Genomic DNA, 20,462 nt, shown 5'->3' on the forward strand with positions numbered 1-20,462 from the left:
ACGGGACCATTTCTTCCGCTCTTCGCACTTTCATGGGGGGACCGACTGAAAGGAAGCAACGTCATGATGCACGCCCAACTCGACAACACCGCCCGCCAGCAGCTCGCGGTCACCGCGGTCGAAGCCAAGACCCGCAAGGACCTCACCTGGCAGCAGATCGCAGACGCTGCCGGCCTGTCCGTGGCGTTCGTCACGGCCGCCATCCTCGGCCAGCACGCGCTGCCGGAGAAGTCGGCCGAGGCCGTCGCCGAACTCCTTGGCCTCGACGACGATGCGGTGACACTGCTGCGCAGCATTCCCACTCGCGGCTCCATCGAGGGCGGCATTCCCACCGACCCGACGATCTACCGTTTCTACGAGATGATCCAGGTTTACGGCACCACGCTCAAGGCCCTGATCCACGAGCAGTTCGGTGACGGCATCATCTCCGCGATCAACTTCAAGCTCGACGTAAAGAAGATCGCCGATCCCGAGGGAGGCGAGCGCGCCGTGATCACCCTGGACGGCAAGTACTTGCCCACTAAGCCCTTCTAGTGTCGCCTGCGCCGGAAATCACGGACTTAGTCTCTTGCTGGTTTTCAGTGGCTCGTGGAGTCACCTTGCTGAGGTAGTCGGCGAGGGATTTGAGGATCTCGTCGGCTGCCTTGGTCCAGGTGAAGGGCCTAGGGCCTCCACCGCCTTCCCGGTGCGTCGTTCCGGCCAGGTGTCGGAGAGCGACGGCGCAGGTCTGTATTCCTTTATTTAGGAATGTCGAGCCACACTGTCTTTCCTCGACCGTGGGGAGAATTTCCCCACGCGGAGGAAAGGATTTCCACAATGCTTAGCCCCCTTCCGTGCTCCGCCGCGGCGTTCGCCTCGTCGGAGTCGGTGATGGATGTCGGCACTGGAGGCTTGGCGTCGGTGTCACGGACCTCGAAATGAATGCGGTCGGGGTATTCGCGGAGCCATACCTCGACATCGCTGTCGGCGTGAATGAGGGCATTAGTGACGATTTCGGAAGCCATCACTTCCATGTCGTCGGCAAGTCTCTGCAGGTCCCGTCTGAGCAGGTAACTCCTCACGAACCTTCGCACGGACCTCACGCCCTGGATGTCGTGCCTCCGTATAGCCATCCGGTCGACCCTGCGGACCGAGCCGAGAGGATTACCCTCGTATAGAGCGAACAGGAGTGCCATGTCGTCCCGCTGGCGCTCGGGGCGCTTCGACGCGCCCATGAGGAGCAAGTCCGCAATCTTGTGCAGGGAACGGGCTTCGACTCTGTCGGCTGAAGCGAGAAGGCCGCGTGCGTCGACCACCGGGTCGCCGGTGGGGGAGTTGACGATTCCATCCGTGTAAAGCATCAGTAGTGTCTCCGGGCGGATGGTGAATTCCGTGCTGCTATACACATAGCCAGGCTCCACGCCGAGCGGGAGGTTCGGCGGAGCGTCCGGCGCTATGATCCCGGCCTCGGGGCAGCGAAGGAGCGGAACCGGGTGACCGGCCAGGGCGATCTCGACGACCCCGCCTTCCGGATCGAGTCGGACGAAACAGCACGTGGCAAAGAGATCGGTGTCGAGTTCGGCGAGCAGTTCGCTGGATCGGGCGAGAACATCGGTGGGCTTGTGTCCTTCCGCAGCATACGCGCGCAGTCCGCTTCGGAGCTGTCCCATGATCACCGCGCTGTCGATGTTGTGGCCCTCCACGTCGCCGACCACGAGACCGGTTTGCCGACCCGGCAGGGGAATGACGTCGTACCAGTCACCGCCCATCCCCGAGGGGGCGGACGCGGACAGGTACCGAGCAGTGATCACCACCTCGGGGAGTTCGGGCAGTGAGCGGGGGAGTAGCTTCTTCTGCAGCGCCTCCGTGAGAGCGTGCTCGCTCTCGGTGAGTTGGGCACGCTCCATGGCCACGGCGAGCTGGGCGGCCATCATCAGCAGGACAGCCTGTTCTTCGGCGCCGATCCATCGCGCGGTCTCAAAGCCGAGCAGGCAGCTGCCCCGGAAGTTTCCGCTGCCCACCAGAGGTAGCACCGCACATGCCTGGATGTCAGCACTCTCCAGAGTGGGGTAGGCCGCTAGCAGTGCCGCGCGATCGGGGAGGAAGAGGGGTTGTCCGGTGCAGAGCACATCTGCACCGGGGGTGCTTCTGTCCAGGGGCGCCCCGTGGACCATCCGCACCAGCTCCGCAGGCCCGCTGTGCCCGGCCACCCGGAGTCTGCCCTCTTGAGCCACCGCAGCCACGAATGCGCCGGCGCCGAAAGGCAGCATGATCCGTTCACGCGCAGCTCGCATGACGTCGACCAGCCCCGGCGCCTCGTTGAGCGCGGCGGAGAGTTTGTGTACTTGGTACATCTGCGAGAGAGCGGCTGATCCGGGAAGGTCGGGCAATCCCCAACGTTGCTTCACCTCAGCGGTGGGGATCCCTTCATCGTCCGGGCTTCGGAACATGGGGATGATCAGGGGAGATGCGGTCGGCTTCATGGTGTGATCAACCTGAGACTGGTCGACCAAACCGGACGTCAGCAGTTCCCCCAGCGTAGCCATCCGTTCCTGCAGTCCCTCGCAGGTCTGGCTTGGCGGTACCCAAATCCCGGTCAGCACTCCAAGCTTCTCGTCCCCGGCGATGAGGGGTGCGGCCACGACCGAGTATGGGTAGGGAATCATCCGCAGTGCGCGCTCTTCACGGGAGATCGCATGGGCAGCGTCGGAGGCCACGGTGCGGCCGGTGCGGTAGGCGGCAGCCGTTACGAGGGGGCCGTCGCACGCAATGACCTCGGGGATGGTGAAGACGGCTGGCGGGGCCCCGCCGACTGCGGCTGACAGCAGGTGCGTGCCATTAGCATCATGTGCAGCCAGGTAGACGACGCCGACATAGGCGCCGAACTCGAATCTCATCTGACGGAAGACCTCGGCAAGCAGCTTGCTCCGGTCAGTGGGGGCCGGAGGGGGGTTGCCGGTGGTGTCAGTTCCGTCGTTGGCTGTCCGGGAATCTTTCACGCTTTCCCCACACGGTGCGGCGCGCTATGCGGCTATAGGGCGCGGATTGCGTCATACGGCGACTACGTCCCCGGTTCCTATGTGATGGCACTCATTCAAGTCATCTCACCCCGGTGACTCTGGTGCAACCGCGGCGCGGCGATGCTCTCGCGTCTTGTCTTCAGCATTGGGAAGTGTGTCCGCCTCCCGCAAACCTGCGGGGCCGGTCACGACGGTGAGACCAACGGTTTCGCGGTGAAGGGCGGCGCACCGCGCACCGCCCAGTAGGTGGGGGGAGGGTGCTCGTTGTGGTCCGCTTGTGGACGGCAAGGTCCTGCTGTGCGGGGGTCCCGTTGACGGTGAGCGCGTGGTCGAGGGCCTCGCGTCGGATACTGCCGGTGATCCTTCTGCCTGGGGGAGGTGGGCGCGTGATGTTCCTCGGGCGGCTCGCGGCGTGTCGTGCCGGTGGACGGGCGTCCAGGTCCGGGCGTGGACGCCTCCTTGTGACGCGGTGGTTAGCCCGACGTCGCCGGGGCGGCCTTCAGGAGAGGTTCGCACGGACTGTCTTGTCCGCATGCACCTTGGTCTTCTTGCCTGCGGTGGCGTGGCCGGGGCGCTCGCACGCAGGGTGTGCTTGCCCGGGTTCGCAACGAACAGGGTGAAGAGACCGTCGCCGGCCCGAGGATCGTCCGGCGTCGCGACGGTGACCGCCGTGCTGACCGGATGCTGCAAGTCGGTGATAGTGGCGCCGACCAGGCCCGCCCTGGAGCTGCTGTCACGGACGGTGTCGACGGTCAAGCCGCCAGAGACCGGCACGAGGGTGCGCGTCCCGACGTACACGTCCCCTGGCGTCGCCGCTCGAGGAGGAGTGACCCAGGTCGTCTCCCAGGTCGTGCCGCCGTCGGTGGCGACGTCCACGCTCATCTGCTGGTTGTGCGGTTTCTCCGCCGACTGTCCGCCGGAGAAGTCGTAGACCGGGCTGATCAGTTGGCTGACCGGGTGCGGGCCGATTGGTCAGTTGTCGCTCTCGATGACGGCGAACGAGCCGCTGCCGCCGGTCGCGTCGCCGCGCTGGATCGGGTTGTCGAATTCCCATCCGTTGTCGGTGCGCCGGGAGCGTTGATCACGGTCCAGCCCTTTCGGAGTCGAGCTGGTGGAGTCGACGTTCCCGTCGCGCCGTCGCGTCTGAGTATGTAGCCGACAGCCGTGGCGGTGTCGAGGTCCGTGGTCGGTTCCTGGACGACCGCATGGCTGTAGCCGGGGCTGCTCCTCAGTCTGGCAGTCCCTGGTAGCCACGCAGCTTGCGATACAGCGTTGCCCGGCCGATGCCCAGCGATGCCGCCGCGCGCGCCTTGTTGCCCCCGTGGCGGTGCAGCGCGCCGAGGATCGCCTCGCGCTCGGCAAGCGCCATTGGGCTCAGCTTTCGAGCGGCGCGTGTCTCCCGCACAGCGTCGGGAAGTTCGCCACGGCGCACCGGCCCGGAACTGCGCCGCTGCTTCGCCACCGCCCTTACAAGGTGAGCGAGTTCGGTGATATTGCCGGGCCAGGAGTGCTGTTCGAGCGCTCGCAGCGTGTCGAGTGTCCAGGTCAGCGGCGGCTGCCCGGGCTCCGGCCGGGGTGCGAGGATGGGGAGCAATTCCCTTATGTCATCGGCTCGTTCACGCAAGGGCGGCAGTACGACGGAACGTGCCGCCAGTGTGTCCAGCAGCCGCTGCAGACACGGGCCGGGTGCGGTCCCTGGTGTGTACGTCGCCACGAGCGGCAGCTCCGGTTGCTCGCCGAGCAGGGCGATCAGTGCGGCCACATCACGCTGTGCCAGCTGCTCGGTGTGGCGCAGCAGCATGGGATTGGTCAGAGCGCCCTTACCACCCAGCGACTCGCATTGAGCGGCTAGTTCGCCGTCTGGTGCCTGGGCGGCATCGACGATCAGCGGCCCGATGTCGTTGCGCCGGGCGAGTAGGGCCAGAGCCAGCGCGGTCTTCCCGGTGCCGCGCTCGCCGGTCAGTAGCAACGGCTGCCCGGACTGCGCCAGGTCGAGCGCGAGGCCCGCTGCATGCCGCCACGGCACGGAACTCCCGGCCAGCCTGACCAGCTTGTCCCGCCCAAGCCGTGGTTCACTGAAATGTTCCTTACGAAGGCGGTCTGGCTCACCACGTCGACTTGTCTTTTCGGACAAGTGTGAGGGCGGGGAGAGCACGGCGCTCAGCTCGCTCGGTTCCTCGACAACGGCGAGCACACCACCCGTCCGCAGCGGAGTGACCCGGGCGACACGCCCCTCACCGTCCGGCAGTTCGATGTTGTATGCCTCCGCAGGCTCTTCCCATACCCCTGCCGCCTCCCGTTCGAGCACCGCCAGTGCCTGCGGGGACAGCAGCCGCGCCGCGCCGCCACTCACCAGCTGGTTCCGGCCGTCGAGCGCGAGCACCGCCCGCCCCTCGGCGCTCTCCCGCAGATAGGCGTCGAGCAGCAGACGCTCCGGCGGCCGTGCCGCGGCGGCCAGCTCCGCCTCGACAGCCGCTGCCGTCGCCTCGGCGAGTACGGCGCCCGGGTGCGGAACGCAGTCCGCGCGTAGTCCGCCCACGACCGTTACTGTGCCGGCCGCGCGCCCAGAACCAGGTCCACGGAGCGGAACACTGACACAGGAGAGTTCCTGCCACAGGTCGAGAAAGTGCTCGGGTCCGTGCACCTCGGCGCGAACTCCCGTGCGCAGGGCGAGCGCCACGCTGTTGTTGCCGACGACCCTCTCCGACAGATCACGGCGCAGGGTGTTCGAGGACCAGCGGCCACACCACCACAGGACCTTGCAGCGTTCGTCCGTGAGGAGCAGCGCGCAGTCCCCGCCGTCCAGCGTGGCTGCGAGCCGGTCGAGCACTGGGCGGGCCGCGGCGAGCAGCGCCGAGTCCTCGGTGTCATCGGTACCGGGCGCCGTCGCCAGATCGCGCCGTACTCCGTAGAAACGCGCACGCCGCCAGGCCGCTACAACGTTGTTCGGCACGTCGTCGGGCAAGGGCCGACCCTGCAGGAAGCGCTCGCGCGCCTGGCGTATCCGCTCGAGGGAGAACGCTGTGCCGGAGTCGGCTGTGGGGGAGTGCTCGGTACTGGTCACGACGGCCCTACGGTATCCGGCTGCCGGTGTCTCGAATTGAGACACCCATTCTCACGCGGACAGGTTCAAGATCACTAATGAACAAGTTGTGAGTCCATCTCAGGAGCTACGCAGTGCACACCGTCGAGACCGACGTACTGATCGTGGGCAGCGGCCCCGCGGGATCTTCGGCAGCCCTGGCACTGAGCACCTACGGCGTGCCCAATATCGTCGTGACCCGCTATGCCTCCCTGGCGGACACCCCGCGCGCCCACATCACCAACCAGCGAACCATGGAGGTGCTGCGTGACCTCGGTGTCGAGGACGAGGTCGTGGCCAAGGCCACCCCACAGCAGCTGATGGGCAACACCGTCTTTTGTACCAGCCTCGCGGGCGAGGAGCTGGGGCGGCTGCGCTCCTGGGGCAATGAACCGCTGGTGCAGGCTGAACATGAACTCGCCAGCCCGAGCCGCATGTGCGACATGCCGCAGCACCTCATGGAGCCAATTCTCGCCGACGCGGCGGTTGCGCGCGGTACTTCGCTGCGCTTCGAGACGGAGTACCTGTCGCACGTACAGGACGCGGACGGGGTGACAACCACCGTCAAGGACCGGCTGCGCGGGGACACTTACGAGATACGCGCGAAGTACCTGATCGGCGCGGACGGCGCCCGCAGCCGGGTTGCGGAGAACGCGCGGCTGCCGACCGTCGGTCAGATGGGTGTCGCGGGCAGCATCAACATCCTCTTCGAGGCGGACCTCAGTAAGTACACCGCGTACCGGCCGTCCACCCTCTACTGGGTGCTCGCCCCGGGCGCCACAGTTGGCGGCATCGGCGCGGGCCTCGTTCGCTGCGTTCGCCCGTGGAACGAGTGGATGATCGTGTGGGGTTACGAACTCGCGGCCGGCGCCCCCGACCTCACCGAGGAGTACGCCGTGTCGGTCGTACGCCGTCTCATCGGTGACGCCGACATCCCGGTGACCATCACCTCGTCCTCCGCCTGGACGGTCAACCATCTGTACGCCGAGAACTATCAGGACGGCCGTGTGCTGTGTGCTGGCGACGCTGTACACCGCCATCCGCCGTCGAACGGCCTCGGTTCCAACACTTCCATTCAGGACGCGTACAACCTGGCGTGGAAGCTGAAGCTCGTCCTGGACGGCACCGCCGGCCCGTCCCTCCTCAACACCTACACCGCCGAACGCGCTCCCATCGGCAAGCAGGTCGTCGAGCGCGCCAACAAGAGCATCGGCGAAACCGCGCCCGTCTTCGAGGCGCTCGACGGGCTCTCCCCACAGACGCCCGAGCAACTGTGGGCCAATATCGCCGGGCGTAAGGACACCACCGAGGCCGCCGAGAAGCAGCGGGAACAGCTGCGTGAGGCGATCGCCTCCAAAGCGTACGAATTCAACGCCCACGGCGTCGAGATGAACCAGCGCTACGCGTCGGACGCGATCGTCTCTGACGGCACCGAAGACCCTGGCTTCGACCGCGATCCCGAGCTCCATCACCAGCCCTCCACCAGGCCGGGCGCCAAGCTCCCACACGCCTGGATCACCCGCGGCCGCGAGCAGCTGTCCACCTTGGACGCGGCGGGTCGGGGACGGTTCACCCTGTTCACCGGCATCGGCGGAGACGACTGGACGTGCGCGGCCATGACCGCCACCGAAACGCTCGGTGTCGAGCTCGCCACGGTCGTCATCGGCCCCGGGCAGGAGTACGAGGACCCGTACGGCGACTGGGCGCGGCTGCGTGATATCGCCGACTCGGGGGCTCTGCTCGTACGACCCGACCATCACATTGCTTTCCGGCACGCTCACGCTGCGGCGTCCGGTGACGCGGAGGTGCTGCTCACCGCGGCGCTGCGTCAGATCCTCGGACACGGCTGAACCCCTCTCAATGCTTACCCTGCATTTCCACGAAAGGTGAACACCATGGCCTTCGCACTGCTCAGGCGCAGGCGAACCCAGGGCTTCGGCGGCGGCACGGGCCTCGCTCTGCCCCTTCCGCCCGGCGCAGGCGGCCTCGTCCGCGAGGTGCTGGACCCGTTGGGTCACCCCCTCGGCGGCGTTGACGTCACGGTCACCGCGACTGATACCCAGCGGGTCGCGGCACGAGGCACCACCGATCCGTACGGGCTGTTCTGCGCCGCATTGCCCGCGGGCCGTTACAGTCTGCTGATCACCGCGGAGAGCCTGCAGCCGCACCGCGAGACGGTGGACATCGTCGCGGGGGAGTGCGTGCCGCAGGCCAGGACACAGCTGGACATGGCGCGCCAGCCGGAGCTTCCGTCCCCCGGCGTCTGGCTCTTCGACCCGCCGCACACTGCGATCCGCTTCATCGCTAAGCATGTCGGCATGGCAAATGTGCACGGCCGATTCGAGCGCTTCGAGGGCGGCATCCGGGTCCACGAGAACATGGAGGAGTCGCAGGTCGAGGTCAGGATCCACGCCGACAGCATCACCACGGGCAACAACACCCGGGACAACCACCTGCGCTCGGCGGACTTTCTCGACGTCGAGAACTACCCGTACATCGACTTCGCCAGCAGTCGGTTCGTTCACCGCGGTGGCTCCAAGTGGTCGCTGCAGGGCACGCTGACCATGCACGGCGTCAGTCGCTCGATGGCCCTGGACACCAACTACCTGGGCACGGTCAACGGCGGCTACGGCGAGGAACTGCGCTGCGCCGCCTTGGCCAAGGCTGAACTCCACCGTGAGGACTACACCCTCAACTGGCGCAACATGCTGGCGCGCGGTATCGCCGTGGTCGGCCCGACGGTCAAGCTGGAGCTGGACATACAGGCGATGTACCGGAGCCACGACACCCCGACACCGCCCCGGTAGTTCCCGCGCCGTTGAGCCTGCGCGAAGTCACCTTTATGACACCGGGGATGAAGGTGACATGCCTCAAGGCAGGCAACACGACCTCCCGCGCCCCGTTTGGTTGCCTGACCGATCCGTGGGAAGACTTGCCCCGGTCCACGGGGCTCGGACCTGTAAGCTCCGGTTTTAGCAACGTTGCCGGCCATCTCACGCCGACACAGATGCGGCGTCACCCAGCGGTCGAGACCAGCCCGGCGGGACGCCAGGAAGTCGCTTCCGACCGGCCCGAGTGCCGCGTGATGCTCCGGGCCCCCTCGTCAATCCGTTCCGCTCGCCGCTCGGGTGCCGATCACGCCTGAGCGATCGGCGCGATCGGTGAGGTGTGTCAGTCGTGCTGATCGAAGGCCTGAACTCGACGGGCATCGCCCACTTCCTCGGCGGCTTCGACCAGGAGTTGTTTTCGGTCTGCCGCCGCACAACGTGAAGGTGTGCACCCTAGATGTCACGGCCGAGCCCGAATCCCAAAGCGACGGCTTTTAGAGCAGGGGCATTGGACCGAGGTCTCGACTCCCTTTCGTTACTTTCCGCTCATCAAGAGATCAGCCTACGGCCGTGATTCACCTTGCGCTTTCAATCGTGGACAGACGCTTGATAATCGTTTGTCATCTCACGTCTGCCCAGCTCAGACCGCTTCTGCATAGCATCGTTGCAGTTTGAACTATCGATGCGAGAAGGGCCCCTTCATGTGCATTTACGGTGACACTCCGTCACAAGAGTCGATTGGGCAGAATCGGCGAGGCTTTCTGCGCAACGCGGCGCTGGCCGGTGCGGGAGCGGCAGCCGTAGGAGTCGGCGCCTCCGCGCTCGGCGGAACGCCCGCGTTCGCCGCGGACGCCACCAGGAGTGGCAAGACCGGTCCGTGGAGACCGGATCCGACCGCCCTCCAGTTCACCCTCGCGGTCATGCCGGACACCCAGTTCCTGTACTGGGGCAGCCAGGACAGCGTCAACCGGACGCCGCAGGAGGAGTCGTTCCGCTACATCATCAACAACAGCGGGGACGCCACCAACAACATCGTGTTCATGGCACACCTCGGTGACCTGACACAGGATGCCGACGCGTCGTCGTTCCAGCAGGTCGACAAGGCGTTCGCCCTGCTGGACTCGCACGGTGCCGCGTACAGCGTGGTGGCCGGCAACCACGACGTGTCCGGCGACGACAGCCGCGGCGACACGCCGTACCTGAAGACCCTGGGCCCGCAGCGGTTCAAGCGCTCCAAGACGTTCGCCGGGTCGGACCCGACCGGCTATAACACCGCGCACATCTTCCAGGCCGCCGGCCGCTCGTGGCTGGTGCTGGCCCTGGACTGGCGGACCACCGACCAGGGCTTCGCGTGGGCCAACGACGTCATCAAGGCCCACCCGAAGATGCCGGTAATCCTCACGGCGCACGACATCGTCTACTCGGACTACGATGACAACGTTTTCCCCTACGAGTCCGGCGACCCGGAGGACAACGCGGCGCTCTCCGATTACGGCCAGTCAATCTGGGACAAACTGGTCAAGGATAATGACCAGATCTTCCTGACCCTCAACGGGCACTACTGGCCGTCCGGGCGCATGACCAAGAAGAACGCCGCCGGCAACGACGTGCACATGCACATCACGAACTACCAGAACCGCTACTTCGGCGGTGGCGGCATGATCCGCCTCTACCACTTCGACCTGGCCCGCAACACGATCGACGTCGAGACGATCAACCCGTGGATCCTGGCTCAGGAGCCGGAGTCCCGCACCGAACTGGCAGCCGAGCACGCCCGGATCACCGGCCCGGTCGACAACTTCTCGATCCCCGTCGACTTCGAGCAGCGGTTCTCGAGCTTCATCCCGGTTCCGGTCCGGCCCGCCCGGCCCGCCGGCAGAGAGCTGGTGAAGGGCACGCTGGCGTATTGGCGCTTCGACGGGCAGGGCGCGCCCGGCACCTCGCTCTCCGTGGGCCAGACGATCCACGACCTGTCCGGCAAGGGCAACGACCTGACGGTGGTGACCGTGCCAGGCACAGCCGCCGACGCGCTGACCTGGTCCGCCGACCACCACCCCGACCAGCCCGGACATGCCAGCCTGAAGTTCGTCGGCGGCAGGAACCCGGTCCACGGCTCATACCTGACCACCGGGGCCAAGGCTCCGCTGAACTCCGAGACGTTCAAGACCGGGTACACGATTGAGACGTTCGTGAGGATGCCGCTGGACTGGGACGCCGGCAAGAATGGCAACGCGTCGATACTCAGCCGCCGGGGTTCGGCCGGGGCCGCCGGAAAGCACGGCAAGAACACCGACCCGAACGAGCCCGTGGCTCAGTTCGCTATCACGAACAACGGCCGCGAGCCGCAGTTCAATCACTACCCGCTGAACAACACCTACCCGACGACTAACTGGGGTCACGGCTTGGTGGAGCTCAAGTGGTGGCACCTGGCGGTGGTGAACGACGGCCGTCTCACGAAGTTGTACGTCGAGGGCGCTCCGGTCGTCGACAACCCGAACCGCCTGTCGGTCGGCCTCGCCTCGCTCGGGTTGCCCTGGCTGGTGGGCGGCCACGAGTACGCGGGCGCCGTCGACGTCGTCTTCCACGGCAACGTCGGTGACATCCGCATAGTGAACCGCCCCCTGTCCGCGGAAGAGTTTCTGACCGCCAAGTAAGGCTGTCCCTCCCGTCTCCGGCCCACCCGCCGGAGGTGGGAGGCACTCATTCCAGGAGGAGGCGGCGTAGGTCGGCGTCCTCGCACTAGGACAGGGTGAAACCTGAGCTCACGCCGGCTCCGCTGGAACAACATCCCAACGCGATCCGATCTGACGACATCTCCTCAACCAGCGCTTCGCCTGACCAGTCCGTGGCACAGCACCCGTCCCGCACCATGCGGTGCAGGCAGCCCAAAGTCAGCGGCAGCCGGGTGTGCCGCCGCCCGCCTGTGGCGGGCCAGGAGCTTCCCCCTGAGGTGATCCCCGTGGTGTGGACACACCTGACAATGGATCTTGTTGATCCTGGAAGGTGTAGATCTCTGTGGCACGGCTTTCGAAGTACAGTGCGGAGTTCCGGTCCGACGCGATCGCGTTGTGGCGGGCTTCGGCCGGCAGGCGGACGTTCAAGGACGTCGCGGCTGATCTGAACGTCAACCCCGAGACGCTGCGGACCTGGGTGCGTGATGCCGACGGCCGTCCGGCTCCTGCCGGCGCGTCGCAGGACATTGAGGCGGAGTTGGCCCGGCTGCGGGCGGAGAACGCGCGGCTGGCCAAGGCGGAGAAGGAATGGCAGCTGGAGCGGGAGATCCTGCGTCGGGCAGCGGCGTATTTCGCCCGGGAGATGAAGTGAAGACCGCCGCTTGGGACTTCGTCTCCGCCCATGCCGAGGTGTTCGGCATCAAGCGGATATGCCGGGTGCTGGAGGTCTCCCGCTCGGGCTACTACCGGTGGATCGCCGGCGCCGAGGCGCGGGCGGGGCGGCAGGCCGCGGAGGACGTGCTGGTCGAGGAGATCCGCGAGATCCATGCCGAACACCGCGGGAACTACGGCGCGCTTCGAGTCCATGCCGAACTGCGCGGCTTCGGCCACACGGTCAACCGCAAGCGCGTGGCCAGGCTGATGCGCAAGCACGGCATCGTCGGCCGTCACCTGCGCAAGAAGCACCGCACCACGATCCCGGACCGCCTCGCGCCGCCGGTGGCAGACCTGGTCCAGCGGGACTTCACCGCCAGTACGCTGGACGAGAAGTGGTGCGGCGACATCACATACGTGCAGGTCGGAGCCGCGTGGCTCTACCTAGCCTGCGTCATCGACATCCGTTCGCGCCGGGTACTCGGCTACTCAATGGCCCCGCACATGCGGGCCGAGCTCGTCATCGACGCGCTCCAGGCCGCGGTCGCGGCCCGCGGCGGTGACGTCACCGGGGTGATCTTCCACGCGGACAGGGGCTCGCAGTACACGTCCGCCGCGTTCGCCCAGGTCTGCGACCGGTACGGCATCCGCAGGAGCATGGGCAGGGTCGGCTCGAGCTATGACAACGCCCTCGCCGAGAGTTTCTGGCAGGGACTGAAGCGAGAGACGACGCACGGGAAGCTGTTCTTGACTATGCCGCAGGCGAGGCTGGAGATCTTCCAGTGGCTCACCTACTACAACGCCCGACGCCGACACAGCGCGCTGGGTTACCTCTCCCCGCTGGAGTTCGAACAGCAGCACCACCAGACAGCTAAACTCTCCCTCGCAGCATGAACCCCTGTGTCCACACTCCGGGGGTCACCTCACCCCAGAGGTAATCCAAGCATTCGCCCTACCGCAAGAAAGCAGGACGTCGATGCCGGGATTTATGCCAGCCAGGGAAGGCTCCGCGACCCCAATCGATTACCTTGTCAACCATCCGAGCAGAGCCGCTCGAACGCCTTGAGCCCCGGTGGTTCAGCGGAGAGCGGCGGCTTCCACGGGAACCCTGCGCCAGGCCGCGCCCGCCCAAGCAGGCCCGCCTACATCCAGTTCCTGGACGGCATCGCTGCCCGCTTCGCCTTTCCCTAGTCTCCCGCCGCCCCAGCACCGCGGACTCTCTCGGCTCACCACAGCGCAGCCGGCAGCCCGCGCATCAATTGCGGTACCCAAAGCACGGCCTGTGGTTTCGGCTCACACATCAGCGACACTACGCCGCCAACTCCCACGAAGGGCGTGCCCGAAGAAGCAGGCGGCCCAGGCCGACTCGGATGAGTGCCTTTTGTGCGACGGCCGAGGCATCGGCGTCATCGCTGGCCACGGACACGACGCCCAGACAGCGGCCACGGCCCACCAATTACTCGCCGTCCCACACCTGCCTCAACGCAGGCGCTCCACCGTCTGACGGCGTCACCGTCCTGAGTGGGAGTGGTCTGGTTGCAGCGAACGAAGGCATTGCCGGTCAGCGGCACGGTTGGCCAGTGAACAGGACTGGATCGCCGACCGCGAGGAGGAAGTGCAGGTGTTCGACACCGCCTTCGAGACAGGGCGACTGCGCCGCCAGATCGCCGCTGCCTACGGCTATTTGTGGAGCCCTTTACCGCCGGTGGTCTGGAAGTTCGCAGCTACAACTTCCCGCTCGTGGAGCGGATCGTACTCACCGAACGCGTCGCATATGTCACCCACTACCGCTCGGACCAGCACGGCTGGGACACGCTTGTTCGAAATGGGGTGCGTGCCAAGACGATGCTGACCGACGTCGGCTCGGTCGAGATCGCGATCCCGCGGGACCGCGGCGGCGGTTTCCAGCCGCAGATCGTCAAGGCGCTCGCGCCGGCTGACCGACGTCGACGAGATGATGCTGGCCTTGTCCGCAGTCGGCGACTTCTTGGTCTATGGCCGGTTCGACCTCTGCCGGTACGGCCAGGTGATGCTTCCGGTGGTGAGACGCGGGGGTCGGCCGCTGAAGGCTGCGTGAAGGTGTCGGTGGCCGGGGCGAAAGTGAGCACCTCCGGGCTCGAGTGTTCCTGCGGAACGGCCGTACGGTGCGCTCCCCGGCGGTGGTGTCTTCTGTGCCTGACGGACGAGTGCGGGCGACGCCCGGTCATCCCCCTCACCGGTGGGAGATTTGGCTATCTTACGCATGTTAAATGTAGAGTATTATATTGAATGTCTGGTAGCTCATACTAAAGGCACCGCTGTCGCGAGACGCCCCGCGTCGTCAGCGAGTCGGCGCAGGGATCAGCTAGTGCCGCCTCAGGCAACGTTTGCCCTGTCGACGACGGCTTGTAGGTGCTGGTCGTCGGCATGGCGGTTTCGCCAGATGATGTAGCGGCGGATCATGCTGCCCTGTTCCTTGTGGTCGGCGTGGTCCGTGCCGTCCAGAGTGAAGTAGCGCAGGGCCGTGAACTGGGCCTCGATGCGGTTGAGCCAGGAGGAGTTGGTCGGTGTGTAGGCGATCTCGACGTTGTTCGCGGCAGCCCAGGTGCCGACCCGCTGGCACCTTTTCGTGGTCAGGTGCGGGGAGAAGTTGTCGGCCACGATCGCGATCCGGACGGTGTCCGGGTAGAGGCTGCGCAGGTAGCGGCAGAACTCCAGGAACTGGGTGCGCTTCTTGACCGGTTTGATGTGGCCGTAGAGCTTGTCCTTGGCCAGGTCCAGGGCGGCGAACAGGTGTCGCACCCCGCCGTAGCGGTTGTAGGTCGCTCGTCGCCGTCGGCGCGGTTCACGGTCGGGGTCCTTGTGTGTGCCGCCGCGCTCGGCCCACTGCCGGCCCGGGTGGGGCATCAGGTTGAGCGGCCCGAACTCGTCCATGCAGAAGATGACTTCGGGTTCGCCGTCCTCGGGTATAACCTCGCCGTCGGCGATGGCGTACAGGTGCTCGACCCGCGCTTTCTTGGCCGCGTAGTCCGGATCGCGTGAGGTCTTCCAGGTCTTCAGGCGTTGAAACGAGACGCCTTCCTCGCGGAGCAGGATGCGCAGGCCCTCGTGGCTGATGTCGTCGACCACCCCCTCGGCGACCAGGAAGTCCGCCAGCTTGGTCAGGCTCCAGGTCGAGAACGGCAGGTCGTGCTCGGTCGGCTTCGACTTCGCGATCTTCTTGATCTCACGGCGCTCCGGCAGCGTGAACGTCTTCGGCCGGCCACCGGAGTACTTCGGATACAGAGAGTCGAAGCCGTCGGCGTTGAAGTTGTGGATCACGTCCCGGACCCGGTCGTCGCTGGTGAACGACACCTCGGCGATCTTCGCCACCGGCATGCCCTGCGCGGACAGCAGCACCATCTGGGCCCGCCGCCAGGTCACCACCGACCCGGCGCCTCTGCGGATAATCCGCAGCAGTCGCCGCCCCTCATCATCATCGATCTCTCGGACACGCACTCGTTCTGGCACCCGGACAGAATGATGCCCACGCGCCGTCCACTACAGCACCCGGACGGCGCGTCACATCACAACAGGGCAAACGTTGCCTGATCCGGCACTAGTGGAATCTGCACGCGGGCCCACAGAGATGTCAGCAAGGAGAAGACCCACCCATGAACGACAGCGCAACGCGCACTCCTCCGCCTGATGAGCAGGTCGTCATCGTCGGGGCGGGTCCGGTGGGCCTCTGGCTCGCTGGGGAACTTCAGTTGGCTGGCGTGCCCACGACAGTGCTGGAACGAACGCTTACGCGAGTTCCTCACTCGAAGGCGCTAGGGATCCATGCCCGCACCATCGAGGTGCTGGCGATGCGTGGCGCGGAAGGACAGTTCCTGGCACAGGGCAGGAAAGTTCCGAACTGGCACTTCGGCATGCTCGCCAGCAGGATCGACCTCGGCGTCCTCAACACGCCCTACCCCTACATGCTGGGCCACCCGCAGACTCACACCGAGGCGATACTCGAAGAACGCGCCCTCGCGCTGGGAGGCACCGTGCTTCGGGGGCACGCGGTCACCAGCCTGGAACAGGACGCTTCGGCAGTCACCTTGAAGGTCACCGGCCCCTCGGGGCCCTATACCTGCCGCGCTGGATACGTTGTTGGGTGTGACGGGGCTGGCAGCACCGTACGCAAGGCCGCCGGCATCGCTTTCCCGGGCACCGACGCCCGCGTCTTCGGAATCCTGGGCGATGTGGTTCTGCAAGACCCTCCGCCCGGCGGCCAATTCCAGGCGTTCAACGCGAACGGCGCGCTCATCGTCGTCCCGCTCCCCGGCGGGTTCTACCGCGTCACTGGATTCGACCCCTTGCACCAGCAGCCTGCGACCTCGCTGACTTTGGACGACCTCCGTGCCTGGGCAACGAGAGTGGCAGGCACAGACTTCGGAATGACCGACCCCCAGTGGATTTCCCGCTTCGGTAACGCCACCCGGCAAGCGGCCACCTACCGCGCCGGCCGGGTCCTGCTTGCAGGTGACGCCGCCCATATGCACTTCCCCGCGGGCGGGGTCGGCCTCAATGTCGGCGTCCAGGACGCCATGAACCTTGGCTGGAAACTGGCGGCAAAGATCAAAGGACGCGCATCCGCGGAATTGCTCGACAGCTACCACCGCGAAAGGCACCCCGTGGGGGTGGCCCTGGCGGAGCACACCCTTGCTCAGACGGCCTTGCTCGGCAGCACCCTTCCCGAGACTCTGGCGCTAAGGGATCTGCTCAGCAAACTCATCAACGCACAACCAGGACTTTCCACCGGGCTCGCCGGCATTCTGTCTGCGCTCGACATCTCCTACCCCAGCGCTCATCCCCAGGCCCACCCCCTGACCGGTACGAGGGCTGTACCAACTTCGACCGCGGACGGTTCCCGGCCGTTGCTCTTCGATCTCCTACATGACGGACGGCCGCTAGTCCTCAACCTCTCGGGCGATCCTCTGCCCGGTACACACAGACTCACCCGACAATTGGGTTTCCACATCACCTCGATGGCGACTATCGACGCCTCTGACCCGCTCTGGGCGGGCGTCCAGACGGCGATCATCCGACCCGACGGGCACGTGTGGTGGGCCACGGATACCGGCAAGGACCAGCAAGCAGATCTTGACAACACAGTGCAGCACGCGCTGAAGGGACTCTGTGTCTCCTTCGCACCCTTGAAATAGGAACAGCCATCGAGAATGGTCAGCGGTCCTCGCTGCGAGGCCGGCCGACGGCGCTATTGACCTGAGTCGGAGATTCGCTGGCAGTAGGTGGCTACCTTATCGAGGATCTCGTCGGCGGTCTTGTTCCAGATGAAGGGCCGCGGGTGTCGTTCCAGTCTGCGACCCAGGCCCGGATGTCGCGTTCGAGTGCTTGGACGGAACGGTGGACGCCGCGCTTGAGTTTCTTCTGTGTGAGCTCGGCGAACCATCGTTCACCAGGTTCAGCCAGGACGAGTTGGTCGGTGTGAGGTGCAGGTGGAACGGGGGTGGGCCGGCAGCCACTTCTTGACCGCCGGCCGCAGCTTCCCGGCCACCGCTGATGGATATCGCCACCTCCTCCACTGGGCGAAATCGTTCGGCGTGCTTCGATGGGCCGGCGTTGAATGCACCGGTTCCTACGGAGCCGCCTTGACTCGCCACCTGCGCGCCGTGAACACCATCGTCCGTTGCCGCGGTTCGGCACTCACCAGCTGGTTCACGAGTCGCTGAGTCGTCCCGATGGTGAAGTTGTCCAGTCCGGCCAGCAGTTGTTCGTGCCGCTTGGTTAGTACGAGCCGGTCAACGTCGGCGCTGCTGATGAGCGAGTCCAGGCTGTCAGCGGCATGCGTCGCCCAGTCGAGATACGCCAAGAAGCGTTCGTAGTACTCGTGCGGGCCGCTGGTGTAGAGGTTCGAGACCTTCTCGCGCACGTCCACACCGTGAGCACCCGCAGTGATCCGCAAGCACTAGGATGCGGTGATGCGTGCTGCGCAGGTTGACCCGCGCAGCCCACGCCCTCGGCCCGGGCGCGTCAGTCGGACGTCGGGCCGGTGTCGCCTGGGAAGGCCCGTAGGGCGATTTCTGCGGTCTCTTCGAGTTGCTGGCGGTTGGCGCCCGCTGCGGCGTGTACGGCTTGGCCCTCGGTGAAGGCGATGATGTAGCGGGCGAGGGCGTGCCGGGTTCGTATCGGAGGGCAGGTCGCCGTCCGTCACCGCCGTGCGGAAGCGGTCGGCCAGTGCCTGCTCGCCCTCCAGTCGGCTCGCGGCGAGGAAGGTGCAGATCGAGGCGTTGTCGGGGCTGGTGGACAGGCCGCCTTGGATGGACAGGCAGCGGGCCGGGCGGTCTTCCCGGGTGAGTGCCTTGGCGTTCTCCAGTAGCAGGGTCCGGGCGACGGCGGCGGCTGTCGGTTCGGCGAGCGCGGCGGTCCTGTAGCCCATGTCCCGCTCCGCGTAGCGCGCGACGACTCGCTGGAACAGTTTTTCCTTCGACCCGAACACCGTGTACAGGCTGGGCTTGTTCATGCCCATCGCGGTGGTGAGGTCGGTGATGGAGGTGCCCTCGTACCCCTGGCGCCAGAAGACCTCGACCGCGAGGTCAAGCGCTTCTGAGCGGTGGCCGTCGATGGCTGGCAGGCGGCGGACCTTGTGGCGCGGCATCACGAGCGGCCCGATGGCGACTTCCACCATCGCGCCGGCGCGCGAGTCTTCCAGGAGGGAGGGTGGCTCACGGAAGTTCTGGCTCTCTTTTCATGGCGAAGCCGCCTTGGGCGATCGTCGCCAGTACAAACTGTTGGGGAGCCAGATCGAAGCCTCCTGCTTCTACCCTCTCGTCGCCTAGAGGCAGGGAGGGTAGCCACCGCGCCCCGGCCTCGGCTGACGAGGAACGGGCCGCCGGATGAGCCGGGTTCACGCTCACCCGGCCCCATCCCGGCGCCGCCACACAGGCCGCTTGTACCTCGCTTACGCCCTCGGCACAGAGCCCGGTCCTCGGCAGAATCCGGCAGTCGCGATCACCACGTCTTCCACACCCATACAGTCCCGAGAACAGCGGCGAAACCCGCGCCGCCGACGACCGGGGCTCCTCGCAGGCGACACAGAGGTTTGCGTGCAAGACGTCGACCGCCCGCAGCCCACGTCAGCGTTCGGCCCAGCGGCCCTGATAGAGCGGGCGCGCGGGCGGCATCGCCGACGCTTGGCAGTCGAGTATTCGACGCTTTGCACCGTGGCTTCATTGGGGCGAGGTGAAGAAACAGCACGTAGGCGGATACGGGAGCTTCCGTGCCATCCAAAAGCGGTCGACACCGCAACTCGGCCAAACCCGTGTGTCGATTTGTGGAGTGGCTTGCAGACACAGCGTGCTATCGGACCGTCGAGTGGGCAGCCTTCTCGATCAGGCTCGCGACGGCGGCCGGGTGGGAAACGGGGACGGCGTGGGACGCCTGGATCTCGATCGTGTGCGAGTGCGCCCGCTTGGCCATGAACTTCTGTGCCGCCGCCGGGATGTTCTTGTCCTGAAGGGTGACCAGGTCCCAGGAGGGAATGGTCTTCCATGCCGCTGCGGTCGCCTTGTCGGTGAGCGCACTGGCGGCCACCGGGCGCTGGGTTGCGGCCATCAAGTCGGTGGTCGACTTGGGGACGTCGGCTGCGAACTGGTCGTGGAACTTGTCGGCCTTTATGTACAGGTCGCTGCCAGTGCCGCCGTCGGGAAGCGGGAAGGACACGGAGTTGAGAGTTGGGCCGAGTGTGCTCCCGGGGAACTTGCCGGAGAGGTCTGCCGCGTTCTCACCTTTGTCGGGAGAGAAGCCGGCGATGTAGACGAGCGCCTTGACGTTGGGGGCTTCGGCGGCTGCCTGGCTGATGACCGAGCCGCCGTAGGAGTGACCGACGAGCACGACGGGCCCGTGCACGCTCTTGAGGAAACTGCTGAGATAGCCGGCGTCCTGAGTTAGCCCCCTCAGCGGGTTGGCGGGAGCGGCGACCGGGTAGCCCGCGCGCTGCAGGTTGGCGATGACCCCGTTCCAGCTGGAGGAGTCCGCGAAGGCGCCGTGAACCAGCACAACGGTGGGCTTTGTAGCCGGGGAGCGACCCGCAGCGGAGGCCATCCCGGGCGCGGTGGTCGTCAACGCGATCGCTGCCGCACTGGCGCCCAGCACGGTGGCGTAGGTCCAAGGCGAGCGGTGCAGATGCTTGCGGGTCATGGTGGTTCTCCTTTGGGTTGCTGCCTCAGGCCGAAGGCTCCGGGCGGCCCCGTCTGCCGGG

General features: G+C 66.2%; 14 protein-coding genes and 2 pseudogenes. 9 read left to right on the plus strand and 7 right to left on the minus strand.

The window, feature by feature from the left end:
- Nucleotides 1–63: 63 nt before the first annotated feature.
- Nucleotides 64–534 (plus strand): cyanase, encoded by a 471-nt coding sequence (gene cynS / locus OHA88_RS44055; protein ID WP_267009174.1) that lies wholly within the window; start codon nt 64–66, stop codon nt 532–534.
- A 203-nt stretch (nt 535–737) separates the two neighbouring features.
- On the opposite strand, the gene OHA88_RS44060 is transcribed toward cynS, so the two are convergent.
- Nucleotides 738–2,876: an ATP-binding SpoIIE family protein phosphatase gene (locus OHA88_RS44060; protein WP_313934994.1), complete on the minus strand. Its 2,139-nt coding sequence runs from the start codon at nt 2,874–2,876 to the stop codon at nt 738–740.
- Between the two features lie 739 nt (nt 2,877–3,615).
- On the opposite strand from OHA88_RS44060, the gene OHA88_RS44065 reads away from it, so the two are divergent.
- The gene (locus tag OHA88_RS44065) at nt 3,616–3,930 is read left to right on the plus strand and encodes a hypothetical protein (RefSeq protein ID WP_328623698.1); all 315 of its coding nucleotides are present in this window, start codon (nt 3,616–3,618) and stop codon (nt 3,928–3,930) included.
- A 297-nt stretch (nt 3,931–4,227) separates the two neighbouring features.
- Here the strand turns inward: OHA88_RS44065 and OHA88_RS44070 are convergent, their stop codons facing one another.
- Entirely contained in the window at nt 4,228–6,063 is a 1,836-nt protein-coding gene (locus OHA88_RS44070) for a helix-turn-helix domain-containing protein (RefSeq protein ID WP_313934992.1), read from the minus strand.
- Between the two features lie 113 nt (nt 6,064–6,176).
- Here OHA88_RS44070 and OHA88_RS44075 point away from each other — a divergent pair, with 113 nt between their 5' ends.
- The 5 genes from OHA88_RS44075 (at nt 6,177) to OHA88_RS44840 (ending at nt 14,503) form a co-directional block, all read left to right on the plus strand.
- The gene (locus OHA88_RS44075) at nt 6,177–7,931 is read left to right on the plus strand and encodes an FAD-dependent oxidoreductase (RefSeq protein WP_313934991.1); all 1,755 of its coding nucleotides are present in this window, start codon (nt 6,177–6,179) and stop codon (nt 7,929–7,931) included.
- Nucleotides 7,932–7,976: 45 nt separating this feature from the next.
- A complete protein-coding gene (locus tag OHA88_RS44080) occupies nt 7,977–8,888 on the plus strand; it encodes a YceI family protein (protein WP_313934990.1) in 912 nt (303 codons plus the stop codon).
- 722 nt (nt 8,889–9,610) lie between these two features.
- Entirely contained in the window at nt 9,611–11,563 is a 1,953-nt protein-coding gene (locus OHA88_RS44085) for a LamG-like jellyroll fold domain-containing protein (RefSeq protein WP_328623697.1), read from the plus strand.
- Between the two features lie 361 nt (nt 11,564–11,924).
- A protein-coding gene (locus tag OHA88_RS44090) for an IS3 family transposase (RefSeq protein ID WP_328623696.1) occupies nt 11,925–13,129 on the plus strand; the annotation gives its coding sequence in 2 pieces (ribosomal slippage) (nt 11,925–12,165 and nt 12,165–13,129; 1,206 coding nt in all).
- A gap of 846 nt (nt 13,130–13,975) precedes the next feature.
- Nucleotides 13,976–14,503: a transposase gene (locus OHA88_RS44840; RefSeq protein ID WP_443044340.1), complete on the plus strand. Its 528-nt coding sequence runs from the start codon at nt 13,976–13,978 to the stop codon at nt 14,501–14,503.
- Between the two features lie 87 nt (nt 14,504–14,590).
- Here the strand turns inward: OHA88_RS44840 and OHA88_RS44100 are convergent, their stop codons facing one another.
- Complete coding sequence (locus OHA88_RS44100; RefSeq protein WP_328623695.1) at nt 14,591–15,724, minus strand: IS630 family transposase; 1,134 nt, start codon at nt 15,722–15,724, stop codon at nt 14,591–14,593.
- 143 nt (nt 15,725–15,867) lie between these two features.
- On the opposite strand from OHA88_RS44100, the gene OHA88_RS44105 reads away from it, so the two are divergent.
- On the plus strand, nt 15,868–17,406 hold the full coding sequence (locus OHA88_RS44105; RefSeq protein ID WP_328623694.1) for an FAD-dependent monooxygenase: 1,539 nt from the start codon (nt 15,868–15,870) through the stop codon (nt 17,404–17,406).
- A gap of 53 nt (nt 17,407–17,459) precedes the next feature.
- Here the strand turns inward: OHA88_RS44105 and OHA88_RS44110 are convergent.
- A pseudogene (locus tag OHA88_RS44110) lies at nt 17,460–17,741 on the minus strand (IS630 family transposase); the annotation flags it as partial.
- Here OHA88_RS44110 and OHA88_RS44115 point away from each other — a divergent pair.
- A pseudogene (locus tag OHA88_RS44115) lies at nt 17,740–17,871 on the plus strand (IS110 family transposase); the annotation flags it as partial. The pseudogenes OHA88_RS44110 and OHA88_RS44115 overlap by 2 nt on opposite strands.
- On the opposite strand, the gene OHA88_RS44120 reads toward OHA88_RS44115, so the two are convergent.
- The 3 genes from OHA88_RS44120 to OHA88_RS44130 form a co-directional block, all read right to left on the minus strand.
- Entirely contained in the window at nt 17,841–18,134 is a 294-nt protein-coding gene (locus OHA88_RS44120; RefSeq protein WP_328629950.1) for a hypothetical protein, read from the minus strand. The pseudogene OHA88_RS44115 and the gene OHA88_RS44120 overlap by 31 nt on opposite strands.
- Before the next feature lie 36 nt (nt 18,135–18,170).
- Nucleotides 18,171–18,890: a TetR/AcrR family transcriptional regulator gene (locus OHA88_RS44125; RefSeq protein ID WP_328623693.1), complete on the minus strand. Its 720-nt coding sequence runs from the start codon at nt 18,888–18,890 to the stop codon at nt 18,171–18,173.
- Between the two features lie 671 nt (nt 18,891–19,561).
- Nucleotides 19,562–20,401, minus strand: a complete 840-nt coding sequence (locus OHA88_RS44130; RefSeq protein WP_328623692.1) for an alpha/beta fold hydrolase — start codon at nt 20,399–20,401, stop codon at nt 19,562–19,564.
- Between the last annotated feature and the right edge of the window lie 61 nt (nt 20,402–20,462).

Source organism: Streptomyces sp. NBC_00353, assembly GCF_036108815.1.
GTDB lineage: Bacteria > Actinomycetota > Actinomycetes > Streptomycetales > Streptomycetaceae > Streptomyces.

Excerpts from the sequence above, each read along its gene's own strand:
- OHA88_RS44085 (WP_328623697.1), top strand. The coding sequence starts at position 9,611 with ATGTGCATTTACGGTGACACTCCGTCACAAGAGTCGATTGGGCAGAAT.
- cynS (WP_267009174.1), top strand. The coding sequence starts at position 64 with ATGATGCACGCCCAACTCGACAACACCGCCCGCCAGCAGCTCGCGGTC.
- OHA88_RS44105 (WP_328623694.1), top strand. The coding sequence starts at position 15,868 with ATGAACGACAGCGCAACGCGCACTCCTCCGCCTGATGAGCAGGTCGTC.
- OHA88_RS44080 (WP_313934990.1), top strand. The coding sequence starts at position 7,977 with ATGGCCTTCGCACTGCTCAGGCGCAGGCGAACCCAGGGCTTCGGCGGC.
- OHA88_RS44125 (WP_328623693.1), bottom strand. The coding sequence starts at position 18,890 with ATGGTGGAAGTCGCCATCGGGCCGCTCGTGATGCCGCGCCACAAGGTC.
- OHA88_RS44130 (WP_328623692.1), bottom strand. The coding sequence starts at position 20,401 with ATGACCCGCAAGCATCTGCACCGCTCGCCTTGGACCTACGCCACCGTG.
- OHA88_RS44060 (WP_313934994.1), bottom strand. The coding sequence starts at position 2,876 with ATGAGATTCGAGTTCGGCGCCTATGTCGGCGTCGTCTACCTGGCTGCA.